We start from the raw sequence: 19,100 nt of genomic DNA, 5'->3' as shown, positions 1-19,100 counted from the left end.
TCCGTGAGCGGGGGGTAATTACCAACTTTCCGCAAAAAACTCCAGAGCAACTGGAAAGCGCAATCCCCAAAACCTGGGAGCGAACAGAAAAGGTGAGGAGCAAACAGGAGGGAAAAGAGGGCTGAAATCATCCCACAAGCCTGGAGGCCGGCTGTTGAGGTTGGCTTGCCGCAGTCTGGGGAACGTGGATAATGAAGCTACTTGTGTCGGCTGAGGCGATGGCATGACGAATCAGTACCGCTGTGCGGAGGGCCATACGTGGGTGATGCCGCTGGACGGCCATCTCCCCCGTGCTTGCCCCGTGTGCGGCACGGAGCAATGGGAAAGTCTGCCGTCTCAGCCCCAGCATGAGGATCAGACCGGCTTACCGCGGGTCGATCCGGTGGTTTTGGCCGCACCGGTGGAACAACTGGACCCGGTGGGCAAAGGACTGACCCGAACTTTCTTCCCTGGCCGCTTGCAAAGGCTGGAATCTTCGTCCGCCTCCGCCCCCTCGGACAGTCCGAGCTTAGATCATGCCTTTGTGGTAGAGAGTACCCTGCCTCCGCCAGACCCAGGCTATGCCCAGGAACCCGGAGCACTGACCTCAACCGGGGATAGTTTGGTTCAACTGTTGCCGGAAGGTGGGGAGACGGCTAAGGGGCAATCGACCGGCAGCGTGGCGCGGCTGGAGCCAGTGCCGCAGGTGCCCGGCTACGAATTGCTCGGCGAGTTGGGCCGCGGCGGTATGGGCGTGGTGTACAAGGCCCGCCAACTGAGCCTGAACCGGATTGTCGCCCTGAAGATGATTCTGGCAGGTGTGCACGCCGATGCTGAGGCCCGTGCCCGCTTCCGCCGGGAGGCCGAGGCCGTAGCGGCCTTGCAGCATCCGAATATCGTTCAGATTTACGAGATCGGCGAAGCGGGGGGGCATCTGTATCTGGCCCTGGAGTATGTGGAAGGGGGGAACCTCGCGACCCATTTGCAGCGCGGTCCCTGGCCGGCCCATCTAGCCGCCGAGCTGGTCCTGCTGTTGGCACAAGCCACGCAGTATGCCCACAGCCGGGGGGTGATCCATCGGGACCTCAAGCCGGCCAACGTACTCCTCCGGCGGGTCAATGGGGCAGCTCCCTATCCCTCCACCGAGGTATTTTCCCCCGAGAGCATCACGAGCGATTCCCCCCCTTGGCCCTTACCTCGTGATTTGGAACCCAAAATCACGGACTTTGGCCTGGCCAAGCGGCTGGAGGAAAGCGGGAGTGGCGGGACCCGCAGCGGGGCCGTCATGGGCACTCCAAGCTATATCGCTCCGGAGCAAGCCGCGGGGAGAAACCGGGACATTGGACCCGCAGTCGATATTTATTCTCTCGGCGCCATCCTTTACGAATTGCTAACCGGCCGGCCCCCCTTTCTGGGGGAAAGCCCCCTCGACATCATCCTGCAAGTTCTGCATGACGAGCCAGTTCCCCCGCGCCGTCTCAGGCCAAGTATCCCTTTGGACCTAGAGACCATCTGCCTGAAGTGTCTGGAAAAGCAGCCGTCCCGTCGTTACCCCAATGCCGCCGCGCTGGCGGAGGATCTGCGGCGTTTTCTCGATGGCGAGCCGATCTTGGCACGCCCCTTGTCCGGTCCGGAGCGCATCGCGCGGTGGGTCCGCCGCCATCCGGTCTGGAGCGCCTTAGCCGCTGTCTCGGTCACCTCCCTTGTCATCTTGCTGGTGGGCTTGACCACGGCCTATCTTCAGGTGCGGGCAGCGGTCCGCCAGCGCGAAGCCGAGGCCGAAGCGGCGCGTCTGGCCCGGCAAGATGAAGCCCAAGCCCGCCAGGAAGCCGAACGCCTGGCCCTGGAAAACGCCCAAAAACGGCGCGAAGCCGAAGAGAGCAATGCCCGCTTGCAACGCGAGATCGAGGAACGCCGCCGCTCCAACTACGCCTTGCAACTGATGCAAATTGCGACCGTGGTGGAATACGACCCCTACCGTGCCGTTCGGTTGCTGGAGGACCCCCAACGCTGTCCCCCCGAACTCCGGGATTTCACCTGGGCCTACCTCCATCGCTTGTGCCAACGGCAGGTGGTGGAATATCAGCATCTCGAAACCAGGCCAGCGCCGCCTATCCGCGCTGTGGCTTGGTCCCCCCGCGGCAGCTTCGTCGCTAGTGGAGATGATCGGGGACATGTCCACGTCTGGGACCCGAATAGCGGCCGGACCTGGTTAGTCGGCTCCGCCCATTCGGGTCGGATCACGGCTGTGGCCTTCACTCCCGATGAAGCCTTGCTCATCACCGCGGGAGAGGACGGAGCCATCCGGCTGTGGGAGTTGCCCGTGGCGTTGCTCCAGCAGACCCAACGCTCCCTGGACCTGCTGCGCCCGCTACGTCCGTGGGTACGTCCCCTGCGCCTGAAAAGTCCGCGTTGGGAGGTGCTCCAAGCGCATGGAGGGGCGGCTGTCACCGCCCTCGCAGTCAGTCCGGATGGCCGGTTGCTCGTCAGTGGCGCTGCGGATGGAACGCTCTGCTGGTGGAATCTCGCCGCGGTCCATCCTCCCTTGGCTGAAGTGATGGCCTGGAGCGCTCTGGTGGGTAGTGCCGCTCCGGCTGTCCGCTTCCCGCCGCGTTCCGACCGCCTGCCCATGCTGTTGGACCGTCCCATCGAGGCCCACCCTGACCCCAACAAAACGAAGGTGGAGGGACGACCCTTCATCGCGGAGGTCACCAGTCTGAGCTTCGCCCCGGATGGCCGCCGATTGGCCAGCGGCGGAACGGACGGCTACGTGCGGGTGTGGGAAGGGAATGGCAGCCGCCTTCAGGTGGAATTCAAATCCACGGCTCCCATCCGCGCTGTCACCTTTTCCCCGGACGGCCAGCACCTGGCTTTTGCTGACAGTGGAGCGACTCCCCTGATTCAACTGATTCGCCTGGCCCATCCCGAGCGCCCGCCCCGGCGGCTCAGCGGCCATACTGCCGCCATCTATTCCCTCGCTTTCAGTCCTGATGGCGAGTGGCTGGCCTCCGGTAGTTTCGACCGGACGGTGCGCCTCTGGGATACAACGGGCCGAGAATTGACCGTGCTCCACGGACACGCCCAAAGTGTGGTGACTTTGGCTTTCAGCCCGGATCGCCTGCAACTGATCTCCGGAAGTAGTGACGGCACGGCGCGGATATGGAGGACACAACCTCAACGTTGTGAGACCGTGGAATTGTCCCCGGAGGATGTGGTCGAATTGGTAACGGCTAGTGCCAATGGCCGATTGATTCTCATGGCCTCCCGTGGGGCGCAAGGAGAAGGAAACATTGTCGCCGGACTTTGGCCGTCCCACTTGCGCGATCGATTCCGTCTGCGGCAGATTCTCCTTCCTCTGGAACAATGGGATTGGGGTCCAGGGCGGCCAGGTCCCCATGTTCTCGCTCTCGCCTTGACGCCCAATGGCCGACTGGCCCTCACTTCCTTCGAGATCGGGACCGAGGCGGGTAAAAGGAACCTCGTGGCGTTATGGCTGCGAATGGACTGGTCAGGGGGGGAAACACTCAGGTTTCACGACCCGCTGGCGATTCCCTGGAATAGTCCGGTATATGCCGTGGCCGTCGATGCCGCGGGCCGGACGGCAGCTCTGCTCGAGGCGGGCGGAGTTTGGCTCTGGGAGCTGCCCGCGTGGGACCCTTTGCGTCTGGGAGCGAAACCGGCCGGCAAAGGTAGCTCCCCCCGCCGCCTTTACACCACCGAGAAGCAGAAACCCGCACGGGAATGCGTCTTCGATCCCACAGGCCGCTACCTCGCGTTGGCTATCGAGAACCAACTCGTGATCCTAGATCGAGAGGGTCGGGTGGTGTTAGAGCGGCAGCTACGCGAACGCATCACCGCCTTGGCTTGGGGTGGCCCTCAAGGCAATTGGCTGGCCATCGCCCAAGCCGACGGCCTGGTCCGAGTCGCCTCCTGGAAACCATCCGAGAGGACCTTGGACTGGCAGGCCGACATCACAGGACACGATGGAGCGGTCTATGCCCTAGCTTTTAGCCCAAACGGACGTACATTGGCCAGCGGCGGGCATGACCGCGTCGTGGTGCTCAGTGATCCCCAAACCGGACAGGAACGTGCCCGGTTGACCGGTCATGTCGAACGCATCATCCGCCTGCAATTTCTACCCGATGCTTCGGCTCTGTTGTCCTTTGCCCGCGATGGCAGTGTCAAATACTGGCCGGCTCGCAGCCAGGCACCCGGCCTCTGATGCCAACTCTGCTGGATTCAGCCCCGGATGGCAACTCTGCTGGATTCAGCCCCGGATGGCAACTCTGCTGGATTCCAAATCCTTCCCCAGGACGATGAGCTACGATAGCAGGGGTGAAAGAAAGGAGGCAGCCAAGCGTAACCGTGGATATGTCTGGATCAAGGCGGTGCGCCGATCAGCAGGTAGAAGAGACGGAGAGGCACCAAGGTGTGGCCGAGCTTTAGCTCCGCTCAGGGAAGGAGCAGGCCTGCCCACGCCGCGTTGATCAAGGTGGCGAGAAAACCTCCGAGCAGGGCTAACAGGCCGAGTTGAGCCAGCTCGCCGCGCCGCTGGGGAGCCATACTGCCGATTCCTCCCAACTGGATGCCAATCGAAGCGAAATTGGCAAAGCCTGTCAAGGCGTAAGCCAGGAGTGCAACGGTCCGCGGCTGGAGTTGGTCCCCATATTTTTCGGCCAACAGGACGTAGGCGACGAATTCGTTGAGGGCCAGCTTGACGCCGAGGAGTTCTCCCGCCGCTGCCGCATCGCCCGCGGGAACGCCCAACAACAAGGCCACGGGGTAAAAGAGCCAGGAGAGCAACCGTTCCAGGCTGAGCGGTCCGGACCAGCCGGCTGCGGCTTGCAATCCGAGCCAGCCATCGATTCGAGCCAATACGTGATTGATCAGGGCCACAAACGCAATGAAGGCGATGAGCATGGCGGTGATATTCAGCACCAGTTTCATGCCCTGGCTGGCTCCTTCCGCTGCCGCATCGATGACATTAGCATGACTGCGTTCCACACTCGCTTTGACTTGACCCCGTGTCAGCGGCTCTTCCGTCTCTGGAAGCAGGATTTTCGCCAGGTAAAGTCCGCAGGGGGCCGCCATGACGCTGGTCGCCAAGAGGGCATAGGCCTGCTGCCCCATGCCGATTTTGTCCAACATGGCGATGTAGGCCACCATGACGCCCCCGGCTATCGTCGCCATGCCCCCGATCATCAAGGCGAGTAGTTCCGAACGGGTCATCGCCGGGATGTACGGCCGCACAATCAGCGGAGCCTCCGTTTGACCCATGAACACATTGGCGGTGGCGCTAAGACTTTCAGCGCCGCTGGTTCCCATGATCCGCACCATGATCCAGGCAAACAGCCGGACGACCCGTTGCAGAATCCCCAAATGGTACAAGACCGTGAAAAACGAGGAGACGAAAATGACAGCGGGCAAGGCCTTGACGACAAAAATGAAACCGCCCCCCTGAGACAGTCCCAGCCCCTTTTCCAATTGTTCCGCTTGCACCAATGGCCCGAAGACGAAGGAGGCACCGGCGTCAGAGAATTCGATGAACTTCCGGATGACATCACTGGTCGCCACGAAGAAGTCATACACGGCCGGGACGCGGAGAATCAGTACCGCCAGAGTGATTTGCAGGATCATTCCCCCGACGATCGGTCTCCATTGGATTGCCTCCAAGCGCGTTGAACAGGCGGCAGCCAGGCTAAGAAAGGCGATGACTCCCAAGAGGGAACGCCCCTGAGGCGACTCCGGGAGTGCCCAAGCCGTAGCAACACAGAGTCCGATGACCGCAAGGAGAACTCCGCGGACGGGCACTTTCCATCCGCGGCGCGGCAGAGTCAAAGCCTGGTTATTCATGGCTCGATACGCCTGGCGCAAAAGGAGGGCGCGCCGCCCCGGAGAAACTCCGGCATGCCGGGGTCCAGTCGATCCCGCCCTGCTGGACTATGCTGTATCATTTCCCCAGATCGCGGAGCAAGGCGTCCTCATCGCGGGGCAGGCTCCAGATGGCCACGGTGATCTGGCCTTGCCAGCGCTGCTGCTGAGGTGGGAACCGGAGCAGCAAGCTCCCGCCGTTGTTCTGCTTCACCCAGTGCCAGCAAGTGCCAGGAGGGGCTTGGTGAGCTTCAAGAGCTAGTACTCCCCCGCCGCTTTGGGGGAGAAGTACTCGCCAGCCGGTCGCCGCTAACTCCGCTCCTTCGCTGGAGACATTCCAGGGGCGGATGCGGCCCGTAGTCACGTCCTGCACGCGGGGCGGACCGCTCGCCGTGGCGGCCAGAAACCACAGGGTTCCTTGCGGGGGTGCCTCCCATTGAAACTGTCGGGCCAGACCGGTAGCGACCGCCGAGCGCAAAGGTGCAGGGGTCTCGGTGATATGGACTTCTTCCTTATTCCCGGCTTCCGTCTGGATTGCATAGCGGAAAGCCGGTCGGCCTTGGGCGTCCAAGGAATAACCGTCGAACCGGACCAACCGCGGGCCGCTGTAGACGCGGGGCGGCTCTTGGGGAAGGGGTGCGCCCCATGCCGGGTCTTGCAGGCGTTTCTCGAAAAGGGGTGGTTCTGCGCCCGAGGAAGTCCACCCCCAGGGATGCACGGGCGGGGCCGTCCAAAACTTGGGACCGAGCAGTTTCGCCGGGGCGCCGCCGCGATTGTTCCAAACGGGAGAAACGTCCAAGAAGTTACCGCTCCAGGCATACACGAGGCGGCATTGTTCGGCGCTGAAAGCCAAATGCACCCCTTGGGGATAACCGATGGCGATGGCGCGCGCTCCGGTTTCGGGCAGGAATGTCCGGAGCAATTCGGGACGCTCCCGAACGGCTAGAATCAATCCTTTCGGCGGTTCCAACCCTTCCGGCAGGGGTAAACCGGGTCCGAGCGACAGATAGGCCCACATCGCTTGGGCTTGCGCTTGGGGATTTCCTCCGAAGGCTGTCTTGAGTGTGGATTGGCCATCCACGAATGCCTGGGGCATGCGCGTACCGGGGGCCATGCGCAGGGGCTGGTGAAGCCAACGCTCGTACCACTCATAGCGGACGCGCTGCTGGATCGTGGCCAAGTCAGGACCGCGGGTTCCTGGATTGGCAATGCCGCTGATGTCGTGACAGGAAATGCAGCCCAAGCCACTTTTCCCGATGATCTGCCGGCCTTGCGCGATCAGTTCGGTGCTCAGCGGGACTTTGCGAACCTCGTCATCCGGAGGCATCCCTTCCAAGCGGGGCAGGGCGTCCGGTAGGGTGCCGACGTGGTCCGCTCCGTACTGCGGCATGCGCAGTTGCATCCAGGGTCTGGCTCGCTGCCCCTCGAGCAACACGGCCTGAAGCCAGCTCCGGCGCGCTTTATGCCCTATGCCTGTCAACACAGGAGGGCGGATATCGTCGGCGTTCTCCGCTTTCTCCAGCAGGCGCATCCGTTCCGCCAGGGGATTCGGGATGCCGCCTTCCCCGTCCCGCACATGGCAATTCAAGCAGCCGTAACGGCGCAAGGCCACGCGAGCCACATAAGCTGGCGACCGAGCGGCGGAGACCTGCCAGCCGTCCCGCAGAAACGCTTGCAGGGCGTCGCGTTGCTCCGGGGTGAGGGCATAGCGGGGTGCCTTTCCCTGCTGTTGCTGCTCGTTCAGGCAGCCGGGGTGCTTGGTGGCCAGGACGCGTTCCAGGGGCACGGCTAGGCGGGCTGGCAATGGCTTGCCGTTGACCTCGATGTCATGGCAATTGACGCACCCTTTGGCCGCCAGCAGCATCTCCCCAGCCGCCCCCCATTGTCTCTCGGCGGGAAGCTGGTCCCAGCCATCGGGCAGAGGCTGGCCATGCAGAGCAAACAATTTCTGAGGTGCCACGGAGGGTAGGGGGGGAAGGTCCGCGGGGATCGAGTCATCCCGGTTCAGGCACAGGAAGCGGGCGAGGTCTGTGGCCTCTTGCGGCTGGAGTTGCATCTGCGGCATGCGTCCGCCGGGGTGAAGGGTGAGCGGATTGCGCAGATAGTCCGCCAGCACTTCGGGCCGCGTCTTGCTGCCCAGTGAACCCAGGACGTACTTGGGGGTGGACCCTTGGGATGTCCCTAAGCCGTACAAGGAGTCCTCAGGCCGCAGCGGCTCCCGCCCTTCCTCCTCTTCATTTTTCTCGGCAGCCTTTTGTTCCTGATGGCAAGCCGCACAACCGGTAACGAAAAAGAGCGTTTGCCCGCGGTTGATGCTCTGCTTCCATTCGTTATTAGCCAGCAAGGGGGGACGAAACTGAGGCAGGGGCGGGCCGGCCTGCTGGAGGAAAAACTGGACGATGGCATAACGTTCCGCCTGGCCGACAGCATCCTCTCCGAAGAGTCGCGGCATAGTGGCCTGAGGGCGTAGCTTCTGCGGATGGTCCAGCCAGCGGTCGAGCCAGCCGGCGTAAACGCGCCGTCCCAGGTTCGTCAGCTTCGGGCCGCTGCGATCCGCCAACGACCGAGCGAGCAAAGCCGCGGCAGTAGGCAGTGGAGGATTTTTGTCTTTACCAGAAGACGGGGCGCCACCGACTTCTTGGGCCGGACGGTGGCACCGCATGCAGGCCAATTCCTCAAATAAAAATCGCCCCTGTTCGCGCTGCACCTCGGCGCGAAACTGCGTTGGCCGTTGGGACGGTAAATGCCCCAAATAATGGCCATTGAGCGGCTCACGAATGAAGCCCGGTCCCTCCCACCACAGGGTGCACCGAGTCGGTGTCAAGTGACAGGTCCATGCCACTTCCAGGAGGCGGACCCCTCCGCCGAGGGAGACTTCCGGTCCCTGGATGGTCGTCTCTTGCTCGCCGGCTTGGCCGCGCAACACCTCTTTCCCATCGACCTGCACCACCACTGTTCCGTGGCGGATCGTGGCACTGAAGCGGTAATTCCCGCCTCGCACCACATTGACATACCCCAACCAACGCGCGCTACCCAAGGCTTCCAGCCGTGGATGGACGGTTTCCCCGCGATCCAGGAGCACCGCTACCGTGCTTTCCAATCGCACGACGCTGCGAGGCGGTCCCTCCTTGCGGCTTCCCGTAGGTTCCTGATAAATGGCCACCAGCCCCGGCTTCAACTCCGCAGGTTCCACCGCGGAGAGCGGACCGCTCCCCCCGCAGAACAGGCTCAGCATCAACAAACCGGCTCCCCACGCTGACCAGGACCTCCGCAGAGTGTGGCGATCCCTGCTGGCGGTAAGCAGCCTATTCCTGGGGGGCTGGCCGCTTCCCGCGAGGACGTGGGCCAGCTGTTCCACCCGACGATGGCCGCGACCAAGAGGGAGGCGGCAGGCTCTCCGAAGGAAAGGAGGCGGCATCCTTCGAGTTCGCTCCGCGTGGAGAATCACAGGATGGCTGGAAGTGGCCCATCGTGTCGCATGGCAGGTGTGATGCATCGGGACCCTCTCAATTTCAGGGGGAAATCACCGCTCAATCGGGTAGCCTGCACTCAACCGCTCAATCTTGGTAGCCTGCATCGAGCGCAAATCGGGCACGGATTGGCCCAGAAGCGTGGCGAGACTCTCCGAAGCCGGGGATGGATCAATCACTCGCGGGGGTCGATCACGGCGGGAGTTCCTGCTTCCACCGGGGGCACTGGCCGGTCGGCCTCAGTTTCAACATTTTCTGTGGGAATCGCCGCACTCCCCTGATCTCCACGGCAGATCGCGGCACTCCCAGGATCTCCAAGGCAGGACGTATCCTCAGGTTATCGCGGCTGGTATGATGCTGATTATGGTGAGGAGGGCTGGAACAGCCAAGGTCTGGGCCGGGTCCCAGCAGCAGGCCAGGCTGTGCCGGGTCTCCGCGGCACGCGGCTATCCCCGGAGAGTGGCTAGCCGGAGCGCGCTCGGATTCCTTTACGGGTTGATTCGAGGTATTGCCCATGCTCGACATCGCGGCCGTTCAGGCGGCATTAAGGGAGTACGATTGTGATGGTTGGCTGCTGTACGATTTTCGCGGCTTGAATCTTCTCGCTCAACGCCTGCTGGCCCTGGAGGAAAAAAAACTGTCCCGGCGGTGGTTCTATCTCATTCCGGTGCAGGGCGAGCCGCGCAAGGTGGTTCATGCCATCGAACCGTGGGCTTTGGATCACCTGCCGGGGCGGAAAATCGTTTACCGCCGTTGGCAGGAATTGGAGCAGGGGGTGGGGCAGGTTTTGGCGGGCTGCCGGCGCGTGGCCTTGGAATACAGCCCGCGCAATGCCAATCCTTACGTCAGTCGCGTGGATGGCGGGACGCTGGAGCTGATTCGGGCGTGCGGTTGCGAGCCGGTGTCCTCTGGGGACCTGATTCAGTTATTCGAGGCGGCGTGGGATGCGGAACAGGAACGTTCCCACTTCGAGGCCGCCCGCCTGTGCCGGCAGGCGTTTGATGCCGCTTTCGACTTCATTCGGACGCAGATTCGCCAGTACGGTCGGGTGACTGAGTCTGCCGTGCAGAAGCACATTCTGGAGTTTTTCGAGAGTCACGATTTGACCACCTACAGCCCACCGATTGTGGCGGCCAATGCCCATAGCGGCGATCCGCACTTCGAGACCAGTCCGGAGCAAGATGTGGCCATCGGTCCGGATACCTACGTGCTGATTGATCTGTGGGCCAAAAAGAAGCAGCCGCGCGCCGTGTATGCCGACTACACCCGCGTCGCCTATGTCGGAGAGCGCGTGCCGGAGGAGATCGAGCGCGTCTTCCGCGTGGTGGTCGCGGCACGGGATGCCGGCATCCGCCATGTGCAGGAGGCTTTTGCCGCACGCCGCCCCTTGCAGGGGTGGGAAGTCGATGCTGTGGTGCGCGATGTCATCGACAGTGCCGGCTATGGAGACTATTTCACCCACCGCACTGGCCACAACATCGGTCAGGAAGTCCACGGCAACGGAGCCCACATCGACGGCTTCGAGACCCGCGAAGAACGCCGCCTGATCCCGCGGACCGCCTTCAGCATCGAGCCGGGGATTTACCTGCCCCAATTCGGCGTGCGCAGTGAAGTGAATGTGTATATCGATGCTGCGGGGACTGTGCACATCACCGGGGGCGAACCGCAACAGGAAATCCACCTGTTGCGCCCGTGAGTCATTCCCCTGCAACGCCCGTGAGCCATTCCCCGTGGGTAGGCTGGGCCTCTTGGAGTTGAGATCACGGCTTCCCTCTGGGTTTTTGGGACATGCACGCTCTCTTGGCCATGCCTGCACTACTCCCTTCCCTCTTGGTTTTTCTGAAGTATCCCGCCGCGGGAAAGGTGAAGACACGCTTGGGAGCCGCGGTGGGTTTCCAGGAAGCCGCCGCGTTGTATCGCACCTGGATCGACCGCTTGCTGCAAAACATCCAGCCGCTGCGGCGGCAGGCTCGGCTCATCGCCCTTTACGATGGTGCTCCGTGGGAGGACTTTGCTCCTTGGCATCATTTGTGCGACCTCTGGTGGGTTCAAAAGAGCGGCCCGTTGGGCGAACGGCTGGCAGCCGCTTTTCAACAGGCCTATCTTTTGGCTCAAAAAGAAGCTCCCCTCCCGTCCGATCTTCCGTCAGTCTCTAATTCCGCGGCACTCGAACAGCTTCACGGCGGGGCTGTTGAAACGGCGTCATCGCTGGAGCTTTCTAAGCACTTCCCGGTTTGTGCCATCGGGACCGATTGCTTGGAACTGGACGTTCCCCTTCTTCAGAAGAGCTTCGAGCTATTGCAACAGTATGATGTCGTGATCGGTCCCTCCTTCGACGGCGGCTATTATTTGATCGGCACGGCTTCGTTCCGTCCCCGTCTGTTCGACAACATTCGTTGGTCTTCTCGCTGGACCCTGGAGGATCAAGTCCAGCAGTGCCGCATCTTGGGTTGCTCCGTGGCTTATTTGCCCCCGCGCTGGGATATCGATACTCTTGAGGACTGGCAGGCTTACTGCCAGCGCTGCCAGAGTTCCGCTAGCCAGGGGACTCCGTCCTAGGCAGTTGATCGGGATGACCTGGGCATATCCAGAGGCTATTCCGATGGGTCCGCCAAAGAGCATGCGGCCGTGAGGGGGGTGCATCCGCCCTAGGGGTGAGTCTCTGTGCTGTTGTTACAAGCCTGCTGATTGTAACTCCAGTGGGCATGTGCAATCCGTCACAAGTACCACCGCTGACCCAAGCGAGGGATCATGCCAGCATACTGAACTCCTCGTGGAATAAGCAGTTGCCCGCGTTGATGGAATGCGAACTGTTCCAACGTGCACTGGGGTTGAGGCAACCGACCTTCCCGTTAAACCGATGAAGATGGTAGAAGAGTGGGGTGGGTGCGAACCCGCAGGGCCTTGGTAGGTTTCCAAATATATGAGCCATGCCAAGGCGGACGAAGCGGTCCTTGGCGGATTTCTGAAAAAACGTTGTCCTGAAGCATTCCCTTCGGGGCAGCGCTCCTAGAATAGGGTAAGAGGGGGATACAGTTTGGTCTCCCTCGCTCAGCGGGAGCAACTATGAGCCAGACACCCCATCGTGCTACCAATCCGGCAGGCAAGCCACGATCCAAACCGATCGTGCTGGATTTGAAAACCGCTCGTCGGATGTTGCCGTTGGTAGCCAGCATTGTCAATGACCTGGTACAGCACCGGCGCACGATCCGCCAACTGACGCCGGAACAGGAACAGCTTTACCGCAATCGCCGTCACTTGGATTGGAGGGGTCGGCAGCGCCGATACCGAATCAATGAGGAGATCGCCTCCGCGGAGCGCTCGTTTGCGGATGCTCTGAGCGAGTTGCAGGGCTTGGGCGTACAATTGGTCGACGATACGGTCGGGGAAGTCGACTTCCCCACGAAGATCCTGGGTCGGCCTGCCGCGTTCTCCTGGCGTCTTGGTGAAAACAACGTGTCCTACTGGCACTACCTGGGGGAAACCACCCGGCGCCCCATTCCTACTGAGTGGGAGCATGGCGTGCCGACCGCGGCCAACCGCCCGGTACGCTGAGACTTCTTTCTGACTCTCCCAAACACGTCCCTCCCTTGAGCCAACCTGATCGGCGGGAGGGACACAATCCGTCCATCGTAGCGTTTGTGACGAAATCTGGGGCCTCGGTTCGGGACCGCTCCCAACCTTCGTGCCTCTTGCTCTTCTGGCCTTTGCTCTCCTGTCCGTTCCGCAGCAGCATCCTTTCGTCGGTTCGCCGCAGGCCATAGTTCGTCCTCACGAGATTTTTTTTGTTCTCCCCAAAAAGCTGTCGGTGATTTTTGCATTTTTTTCCCTCAGTTCGTTTGCATCGCGTCCTGCCGTGATCTAGGTAAGAGATGTCCGGTGGTGATCCAGGGTCGACCGGTGCGTTGGGAGCAGCCGCACGAGCCAGTCGACATGCCTGATTTGCCCCGGATGCTGAAGGAGGATCAGGCAGCTTGCCGGCTTCCTACAGCTATCTCGGTTTAGGCTTATTCCGTTCCGAGGGGGGGACGGATAAGCAGCCAGGCTACCCAAGGGATGGACGGGACCCGTAAGTAGGCTTGGTCACGGGGTGGGGCGTTCCCGCCCCGTGTTTTTTTAAGCCAACCAGACTCTATAATCGCTAGCCCCGGTTCTCTCTTGGATGTCGAAGACACTTTGGTTCGAAGACACACCCCCTCCTTCATCCCCTCCTTCCGGAGGATGCTTCGATGTTCCGGCGATTCCGGTCGGGAATGCACCTCACTTTAGAGGAGCGGAGATCAGGCTTCGGCTGCACTCTGGAAGGGCAGGGATCAGGCCTCGGCATTGATGAGGTCCACAAGCTGCCGGAGGCGTCCGACGGCTTGCCGTTGGAAGCGGAACTTCAGGCGCGGCAGGTGGGCTAGCTCCGGTTCATTGCTCTCTTCAGGAAGGGCGCCAGGGAGAAGCTCAAAATCTCCTCCGCTCAGAATGTCCCGGAACTCTTCGCGGATGCGTTGCAACAGGGCGGGAGGTAGCGGTTGTTGCAGGCGCAGAACCAATTCCCCCCGCACGTAGCGTAGACTGTGATAGACACGGTAAAAGCTGGTCACTTGCCGCACCGCTTCCTCGACTGAGTCGGTGATACGGTAGAGGGAGGTATCATGGCGGGAAATGTAGCCGCGGTCCACGAGTCCTTCCTGGATGAAGCGTTGCCATAGTTGCCAGTAGTTTCCTCCCGGTTCATCCACCATAACGATGGGGAACAGGTGTGATTTGCCGGTTTGGATCAAGGTGAGCGCTTCAAAGCATTCGTCGTGGGTGCCGAAGCCGCCGGGAAACAGCACCACCGCGTCGGATTCTTTGATGAACATCAACTTGCGGGTGAAGAAGTAGCGCATGGTGACCAGTTTGGGGTCGCCCTGGACCACGGGATTGGCCGCCTGCTCGAAAGGCAGCAGGATGTTCAATCCGAAGCTGGCGTCCCGTCCCGCGCCGCGATGTCCAGCTTCCATGATGCCGCTGCCGGCGCCGGTGATGACCATCCACCCTGCACTCGCTATTCGCCGTCCGAACTCTTCCGCCGCCTTGTAGGCGGGATGCTGCGGCGGGGTCCGAGCAGAACCGAAGATCGACACCTTCCGCCGGTGGCGATAGGCAGAAAAAATCTTGAAGCAATAGCGCAGCTCCCGGACCGCTGTGGCCAGCAGGCGCATGTCACCCCGGCTGGCCTGGTCGTGCAAAAGCTTGTCCGCCGTTTCCTTGATCTGGAGGGCATAATCCTCTACATCCGGTGGTGCGGTCGAGGAACGCGCGGCTGAACTTTCCCCGCCTTCACCGTCCAGGGAAGTATGAAAGGGAGTGCGCGGTAGCGGTTGAGACTCCTGTATCATTGTGATTCCATAAAACAATATCGTGGTTGAGGTTCGCAACAGATAGACGTTTCGCCTTGTGGCCTAAGACGGTATTCGCTGGCCCCCAAGGGGTATGACCGGCAACCTTCCCCTCTCTAAGCCGGGATGTTCCGGAAGGTTGGATCACCCTAACCATTCTAGGCCACAATTGACAAGGTGAGGTGGAACAACCCGTCCTATCCCTGATGTTGACAGCCGCAGATTTGCAGAGGTAGAGCGGCTTGTCCCGGTCCACCGCGGGTACGTGGATGTCTGACTTCGCTGGGATGGTGGGGGTGAGCTTGAGCAGCGGGAGGGGATGGGATATGGTTGGTAAGTGGGAGGAGGGATTCCGTTTGGGTAGGTTTCGCCTCTTGGGGATTTCGAGCAGGTTGCAGGGTGGGGAGCGAGTGCTTCCGCGTGAGATTGGGTGAAGTTATGGGATGGACGCTACCGACCTCGGCCGTATCGGCACTTCTCCCAGCGGAACGGGTGGCCCACGAGCACAAGCCGATCGAGAACGTGCCGGGGCGGTTAGGGCCGTTATGGTGGAACCGGATATTGGCGTGGGTGGCTCCGCCCTGGCGCCGCCGCCTGGCCCGTGCTGCGCTTGTGATTCCGCAGATTCGCTACTGGGAGGAGCGGTTCCGCGATACCAGCGATGAGGAATTACTGGCAGTCAGCCAACAGTTGCGGGGCAAAGCGCGGGGACGCTGGAATCTGGACCTGCTCTTGCCGGAGGCCTTCGGTTTGGTCAGCGTAGCGATCCAGCGGACCCTGGGCTTGCGTCCCTTTGACGTGCAACTGGCCGCAGGGGTTGTGATGCACTTCGGCGGACTGGTGGAGCTGGCCACCGGAGAAGGGAAAACCCTGACGGCGGCGCTTCCCGCCTACCTCAATGCCCTCACGGGTAAAGGAGTTCACATCGCCACGGTCAACGATTATCTGGCCCGGCGCGACGCCGAGTGGATGGGACCCGTTTACGAAAAACTGGGTTTGACCGTGGGCTACTTGCAGCAGCGCATGGACGATGAGCGGCGCTACCAGGCCTACCGCTGTGACATCACCTACGGCACGGCCTCGGAATTCGGCTTCGACTTCCTGCGCGATCGCATGAAGCTGCGCGGGGGACAGGCGGCAGCGGCGCCCTTCTGGGCACCCTGGCTTCCTCAGCACAACTCGGCCCGGCTGGATCCCCGTGTCCAGCGCGGACTGGTTTATGCCATCGTGGACGAGGCCGACAGTATTTTCATCGATGAAGCGCGCACGCCCATGATCATCGCCAACCCCACACGCCTAGCCGAGCCAGAAGAGCAAGTGGTCTATCTCTGGGCCGACCGCGTGGCTCGGACGCTGGTTCCCGATGAGCACTTCTACTTCGTTCCCAAAAAGGAAAAACTGGAGTTGACGGACGCGGGGCGGCGGCAGGTGCGCTATTCTGAACCGCCGACCGGCAAACATGCCAAAGCAATGGACAAAATGTTTGAAGCGGTGGAACGGGCTTTGTTGGCTCATTACCGCTACCGCCGGGACCAGCACTACATGATCAGCGCGGAAAAAAAGATCGTGATCATCGACGAGGGCACCGGCCGTCCCATGCCAGATCGCCACTGGCGTGACGGCCTCCATCAGGCCATTGAGGCAAAAGAGGGCGTGCCGATCAATATGCCCAGCGAGCATGCCGCCCAAATTACCTACCAGAACTTCTACCGCCTCTACACGAAACTGGCGGGTATGAGCGGGACGTTGATGCCGAATTTCTGGGAACTGCGGCGGGTCTATGGGCTGTGGGTGACACGTGTGCCGACGAATCGGCCCTGCCGCCGCATTTTGCTGCCGGACCGCATTTTCCCCACAGAGGATGCCAAATTTGATGCCGTCGTGGCCGAAACGCAAGCGATGCTCGCTCAAGGCCGGCCTGTCCTGATCGGCACACGCACTGTCGAGGCCTCCAAGAAACTGTCGGCGAAACTCACCGCGGCGGGTATCCCTCATCAGGTGCTCAACGCGGAACAGAACCAGCGGGAGGCGGAAATCGTGGCCCTCGCCGGCCAACCGGGCACGGTCACCGTGGCCACAAACATGGCCGGCCGGGGCACGGACATTAAGCTGGGACCGGGTGTGGCTGAAAAAGGCGGCTTGCATGTCATCGCTACGGAACGCCACGAAGCAGAACGCATCGACCGCCAATTGGTCGGCCGGGCAGGACGGCAAGGCGACCCCGGCAGCGCCCAATTTTTCCTCTCCCTGGAAGACCATATCTTGGAAGGCTTGGGGCAAAAGAAACAGCGCCGCTTGCAAGCCCTGGCGCGTTCCGGCCAGAATCGCAATTGGAACGCCTTTGCCCCCCTCTTCCGCAAGGCCCAACGGCGCATCGAAAAACGCCACTACCGCCAGCGCCTCGATCTGAAAAATTACGATAAAAACCGCCAGGAATGGCTCAAGGACATCGGCGCCGACCAGTACGTGGATTGATCCTCGTCTTGCCAGCGACTGGCTTGCGAAGATGTAAGTTCTTCCTCTGTTGATTACTCGCCTGGCGAAACGCCGTTGCTTTTTGTTCGCTGCCTCTATCGTGGGAATGATGATGGGCCGCGGGTAGCACTGATGACGGAGTAGCCGCGGTTTTCATGGACGGAACAATCTCCGAAGGTCTGGAAGATCATCGGAACAACGGCGGTAGGCATTTTCGTGACCAGGTAGTATCGGCCGCCGGGAGCGAGCAGAGGCCGGGCGCCGGCGATGAACAAGCGGGTGATTTCCGTCAAGGCGTAGTAGGGGGGATTAGCCAGGATGACATCGAAGCTGGCCGGTTCTAGCCCCTCCAGTCGAGCCGCGGCGAGAAAGCGGGGTTGCGGAGTCTGATTCGCTGTCGCATTCCGTTGGGCCAAGGCGATGGCGCGCAGGTTGCTGTCCACAAAGGTGACGCTTCCCGCTGCTCCCACCCGTAATCCGGCCAGGCAGCCGACCGCCCCGTTGCCGCAACCCAGGTCCAGCACCCGATCCCCCGGACGAATCTCGGCAATTTCCAGCATGGCACGGGAGCCTTCATCGAATCGGCCATAGCTGAACGTGCCCGGTTGAGAGACGATATGGACGGAGGGGCCGTTCCCGATCCGGGCGTGGAAGGTGATCTCATGTCGGCGACGGGGGCGGTTGTCCGCGGTCTTGGTGGCAAAAATGGCGGTCCCTTCGGGACTGGCTGGCGTAGCGCCGCAGCGCCCGTAGAGCTTCTTCAGCCACGGGGCAAAGAGATGATCCCGTTCGTACTCGGACAGGGCAATGAAAGTGCCCCCCGGTTGCAAAATATGGTAAGCCTGCTCGACCACATCCTGTTTCAAAGCCCGATCGGAGTGAGCCGCCGCGGGGAAAATGACCGTTGCAAACCGCGCCGGCAGGTCCCACAGGTCCGCCACAGTTTCTACCTGCGCACGGACTTGCAACTCCTTGAGGCAATCCCGCAGGCGTTCCGCTTGATGCAGGTCCATCTGCACGCACACGGTGTCGGGTAAGGCGATAGTCTGGACCAATTGGGCGACCGGCCAAGGAGGACCCAAAGCGATACAGACCGGCGGTTGCACCCGTGCTGCGACTTTGGCGTACAGGGGGGCCAGATGTTTCATCGCGCGCTTCATGACACTTTATTTTATGCCACCGCTGATTCCCAAGAGATGAATGGGAAACTCGCGCATGAGAAACAAAGCCACAAGGCCGGAAGCGAGAGCGGCGGTAGGCGGCGATCTTGTTGATCGCTCTCCCCGTATTCGTCGAGGGAGGCAGACCTGACCGCGGGGAGACGAACCGGCGATCGTGCGGCGTCAGGGTTTCTTCTTCCGGGCCTTTTCCAGGAGAGCTTCGTAGCGTTCGCGCGCCAAGCGGTCGATTTGATCCCGATGTTTGGCCAGTTCTTCTTTATGGAAAGCCAACTCGGCCTGGAGCAATTCGATGCGGCACTCGATGGCTTGGGCTTCGAGTTCGATCAGTTCGCGGGCGAGGTGTTGGAGGCGTTGATCGAGCGAGTCACGTTCTTCGGGTTTGGCAGTGGTGAGCTGGGCTACAAGGACCATCGCTTGATTTTCGGTTTTCCAGATGCGGAGTTCGACCTCATAACGTTTGGGGTCGTCGAGCAGGTCTGCCAGAAGTTCCGTAACCTGGAAGGTTTCGAGGATTTGCCGTTCGTAGAGAGGCCGATTGGTCCGTTTGAGTTCTTCGAGCAGGGGGAGCAATTCTGGACAATGCTTGCGGACGAAGTGGAGAGCGGCTGCTTCCCGCTCTTCGGTGAAGCGGGGAAGCGGGGCAGCTTCCGCCGGAGGGATGGAAGGACATAGGCAGGTCAGCGCTGTCAGCGAAGTAACGAGGACCGTAGCGGTCCCCAAGCGGTGACAAATACCCCTCATGGTTGGCAATC

At 61.4% G+C, this 19,100-nt stretch carries 10 protein-coding genes; 5 read left to right on the top strand and 5 right to left on the bottom strand.

Annotation, left to right across the window (positions count from 1 at the left end; translation table 11 throughout):
• Nucleotides 1-223: 223 nt before the first annotated feature.
• Entirely contained in the window at nt 224-4,201 is a 3,978-nt protein-coding gene (locus H0921_RS08955; protein ID WP_194537726.1) for a WD40 repeat domain-containing serine/threonine protein kinase, read from the top strand.
• Nucleotides 4,202-4,431: 230 nt separating this feature from the next.
• Here H0921_RS08955 and H0921_RS08950 read toward each other — a convergent pair whose 3' ends face one another.
• Together H0921_RS08950 and H0921_RS08945 are read right to left on the bottom strand one after the other, a co-directional pair.
• The gene (locus tag H0921_RS08950) at nt 4,432-5,832 is read right to left on the bottom strand and encodes a NupC/NupG family nucleoside CNT transporter (protein ID WP_194537725.1); all 1,401 of its coding nucleotides are present in this window, start codon (nt 5,830-5,832) and stop codon (nt 4,432-4,434) included.
• Nucleotides 5,833-5,929: 97 nt separating this feature from the next.
• Nucleotides 5,930-9,085, bottom strand: a complete 3,156-nt coding sequence (locus H0921_RS08945; RefSeq protein ID WP_194537724.1) for a c-type cytochrome — start codon at nt 9,083-9,085, stop codon at nt 5,930-5,932.
• 749 nt (nt 9,086-9,834) lie between these two features.
• On the opposite strand from H0921_RS08945, the gene H0921_RS08940 reads away from it, so the two are divergent.
• The 3 genes from H0921_RS08940 (at nt 9,835) to H0921_RS08930 (ending at nt 12,875) form a co-directional block, all read left to right on the top strand.
• Nucleotides 9,835-11,016 (top strand): M24 family metallopeptidase, encoded by a 1,182-nt coding sequence (locus H0921_RS08940; protein WP_194537723.1) that lies wholly within the window; start codon nt 9,835-9,837, stop codon nt 11,014-11,016.
• 92 nt (nt 11,017-11,108) lie between these two features.
• Nucleotides 11,109-11,879 (top strand): TIGR04282 family arsenosugar biosynthesis glycosyltransferase, encoded by a 771-nt coding sequence (locus H0921_RS08935; protein WP_194537722.1) that lies wholly within the window; start codon nt 11,109-11,111, stop codon nt 11,877-11,879.
• A gap of 507 nt (nt 11,880-12,386) precedes the next feature.
• Nucleotides 12,387-12,875, top strand: coding sequence for a DUF2203 domain-containing protein (locus tag H0921_RS08930; RefSeq protein WP_194537721.1), 489 nt, complete (start codon nt 12,387-12,389; stop codon nt 12,873-12,875).
• Between the two features lie 758 nt (nt 12,876-13,633).
• Here the strand turns inward: H0921_RS08930 and H0921_RS08925 are convergent.
• Entirely contained in the window at nt 13,634-14,692 is a 1,059-nt protein-coding gene (locus H0921_RS08925; protein ID WP_194537720.1) for an LOG family protein, read from the bottom strand.
• Nucleotides 14,693-15,130: 438 nt separating this feature from the next.
• Here H0921_RS08925 and H0921_RS08920 point away from each other — a divergent pair, with 438 nt between their 5' ends.
• Complete coding sequence (locus tag H0921_RS08920; RefSeq protein ID WP_194537719.1) at nt 15,131-17,167, top strand: preprotein translocase subunit SecA; 2,037 nt, start codon at nt 15,131-15,133, stop codon at nt 17,165-17,167.
• A 95-nt stretch (nt 17,168-17,262) separates the two neighbouring features.
• Here H0921_RS08920 and H0921_RS08915 read toward each other — a convergent pair whose 3' ends face one another.
• Together H0921_RS08915 and H0921_RS08910 are read right to left on the bottom strand one after the other, a co-directional pair.
• Nucleotides 17,263-18,315, bottom strand: a complete 1,053-nt coding sequence (locus H0921_RS08915) for a class I SAM-dependent methyltransferase (protein ID WP_194537718.1) — start codon at nt 18,313-18,315, stop codon at nt 17,263-17,265.
• Nucleotides 18,316-18,510: 195 nt separating this feature from the next.
• Nucleotides 18,511-19,089, bottom strand: a complete 579-nt coding sequence (locus H0921_RS08910; protein WP_194537717.1) for a coiled-coil domain-containing protein — start codon at nt 19,087-19,089, stop codon at nt 18,511-18,513.
• Nucleotides 19,090-19,100 lie beyond the last annotated feature (11 nt).

Origin of the sequence: Thermogemmata fonticola (genome assembly GCF_013694095.1) — a bacterium.
Classification (GTDB): domain Bacteria; phylum Planctomycetota; class Planctomycetia; order Gemmatales; family Gemmataceae; genus Thermogemmata; species Thermogemmata fonticola.
This window is presented reverse-complemented; position numbering and strand designations above follow the sequence as displayed.

Excerpts from the sequence above, each read along its gene's own strand:
- H0921_RS08955 (WP_194537726.1), top strand. The coding sequence starts at position 224 with ATGACGAATCAGTACCGCTGTGCGGAGGGCCATACGTGGGTGATGCCG.
- H0921_RS08950 (WP_194537725.1), bottom strand. The coding sequence starts at position 5,832 with ATGAATAACCAGGCTTTGACTCTGCCGCGCCGCGGATGGAAAGTGCCC.
- H0921_RS08945 (WP_194537724.1), bottom strand. The coding sequence starts at position 9,085 with ATGCTGAGCCTGTTCTGCGGGGGGAGCGGTCCGCTCTCCGCGGTGGAA.
- H0921_RS08940 (WP_194537723.1), top strand. The coding sequence starts at position 9,835 with ATGCTCGACATCGCGGCCGTTCAGGCGGCATTAAGGGAGTACGATTGT.
- H0921_RS08935 (WP_194537722.1), top strand. The coding sequence starts at position 11,109 with ATGCACGCTCTCTTGGCCATGCCTGCACTACTCCCTTCCCTCTTGGTT.
- H0921_RS08930 (WP_194537721.1), top strand. The coding sequence starts at position 12,387 with ATGAGCCAGACACCCCATCGTGCTACCAATCCGGCAGGCAAGCCACGA.
- H0921_RS08925 (WP_194537720.1), bottom strand. The coding sequence starts at position 14,692 with ATGATACAGGAGTCTCAACCGCTACCGCGCACTCCCTTTCATACTTCC.
- H0921_RS08920 (WP_194537719.1), top strand. The coding sequence starts at position 15,131 with ATGGGATGGACGCTACCGACCTCGGCCGTATCGGCACTTCTCCCAGCG.
- H0921_RS08915 (WP_194537718.1), bottom strand. The coding sequence starts at position 18,315 with ATGAAACATCTGGCCCCCCTGTACGCCAAAGTCGCAGCACGGGTGCAA.
- H0921_RS08910 (WP_194537717.1), bottom strand. The coding sequence starts at position 19,089 with ATGAGGGGTATTTGTCACCGCTTGGGGACCGCTACGGTCCTCGTTACT.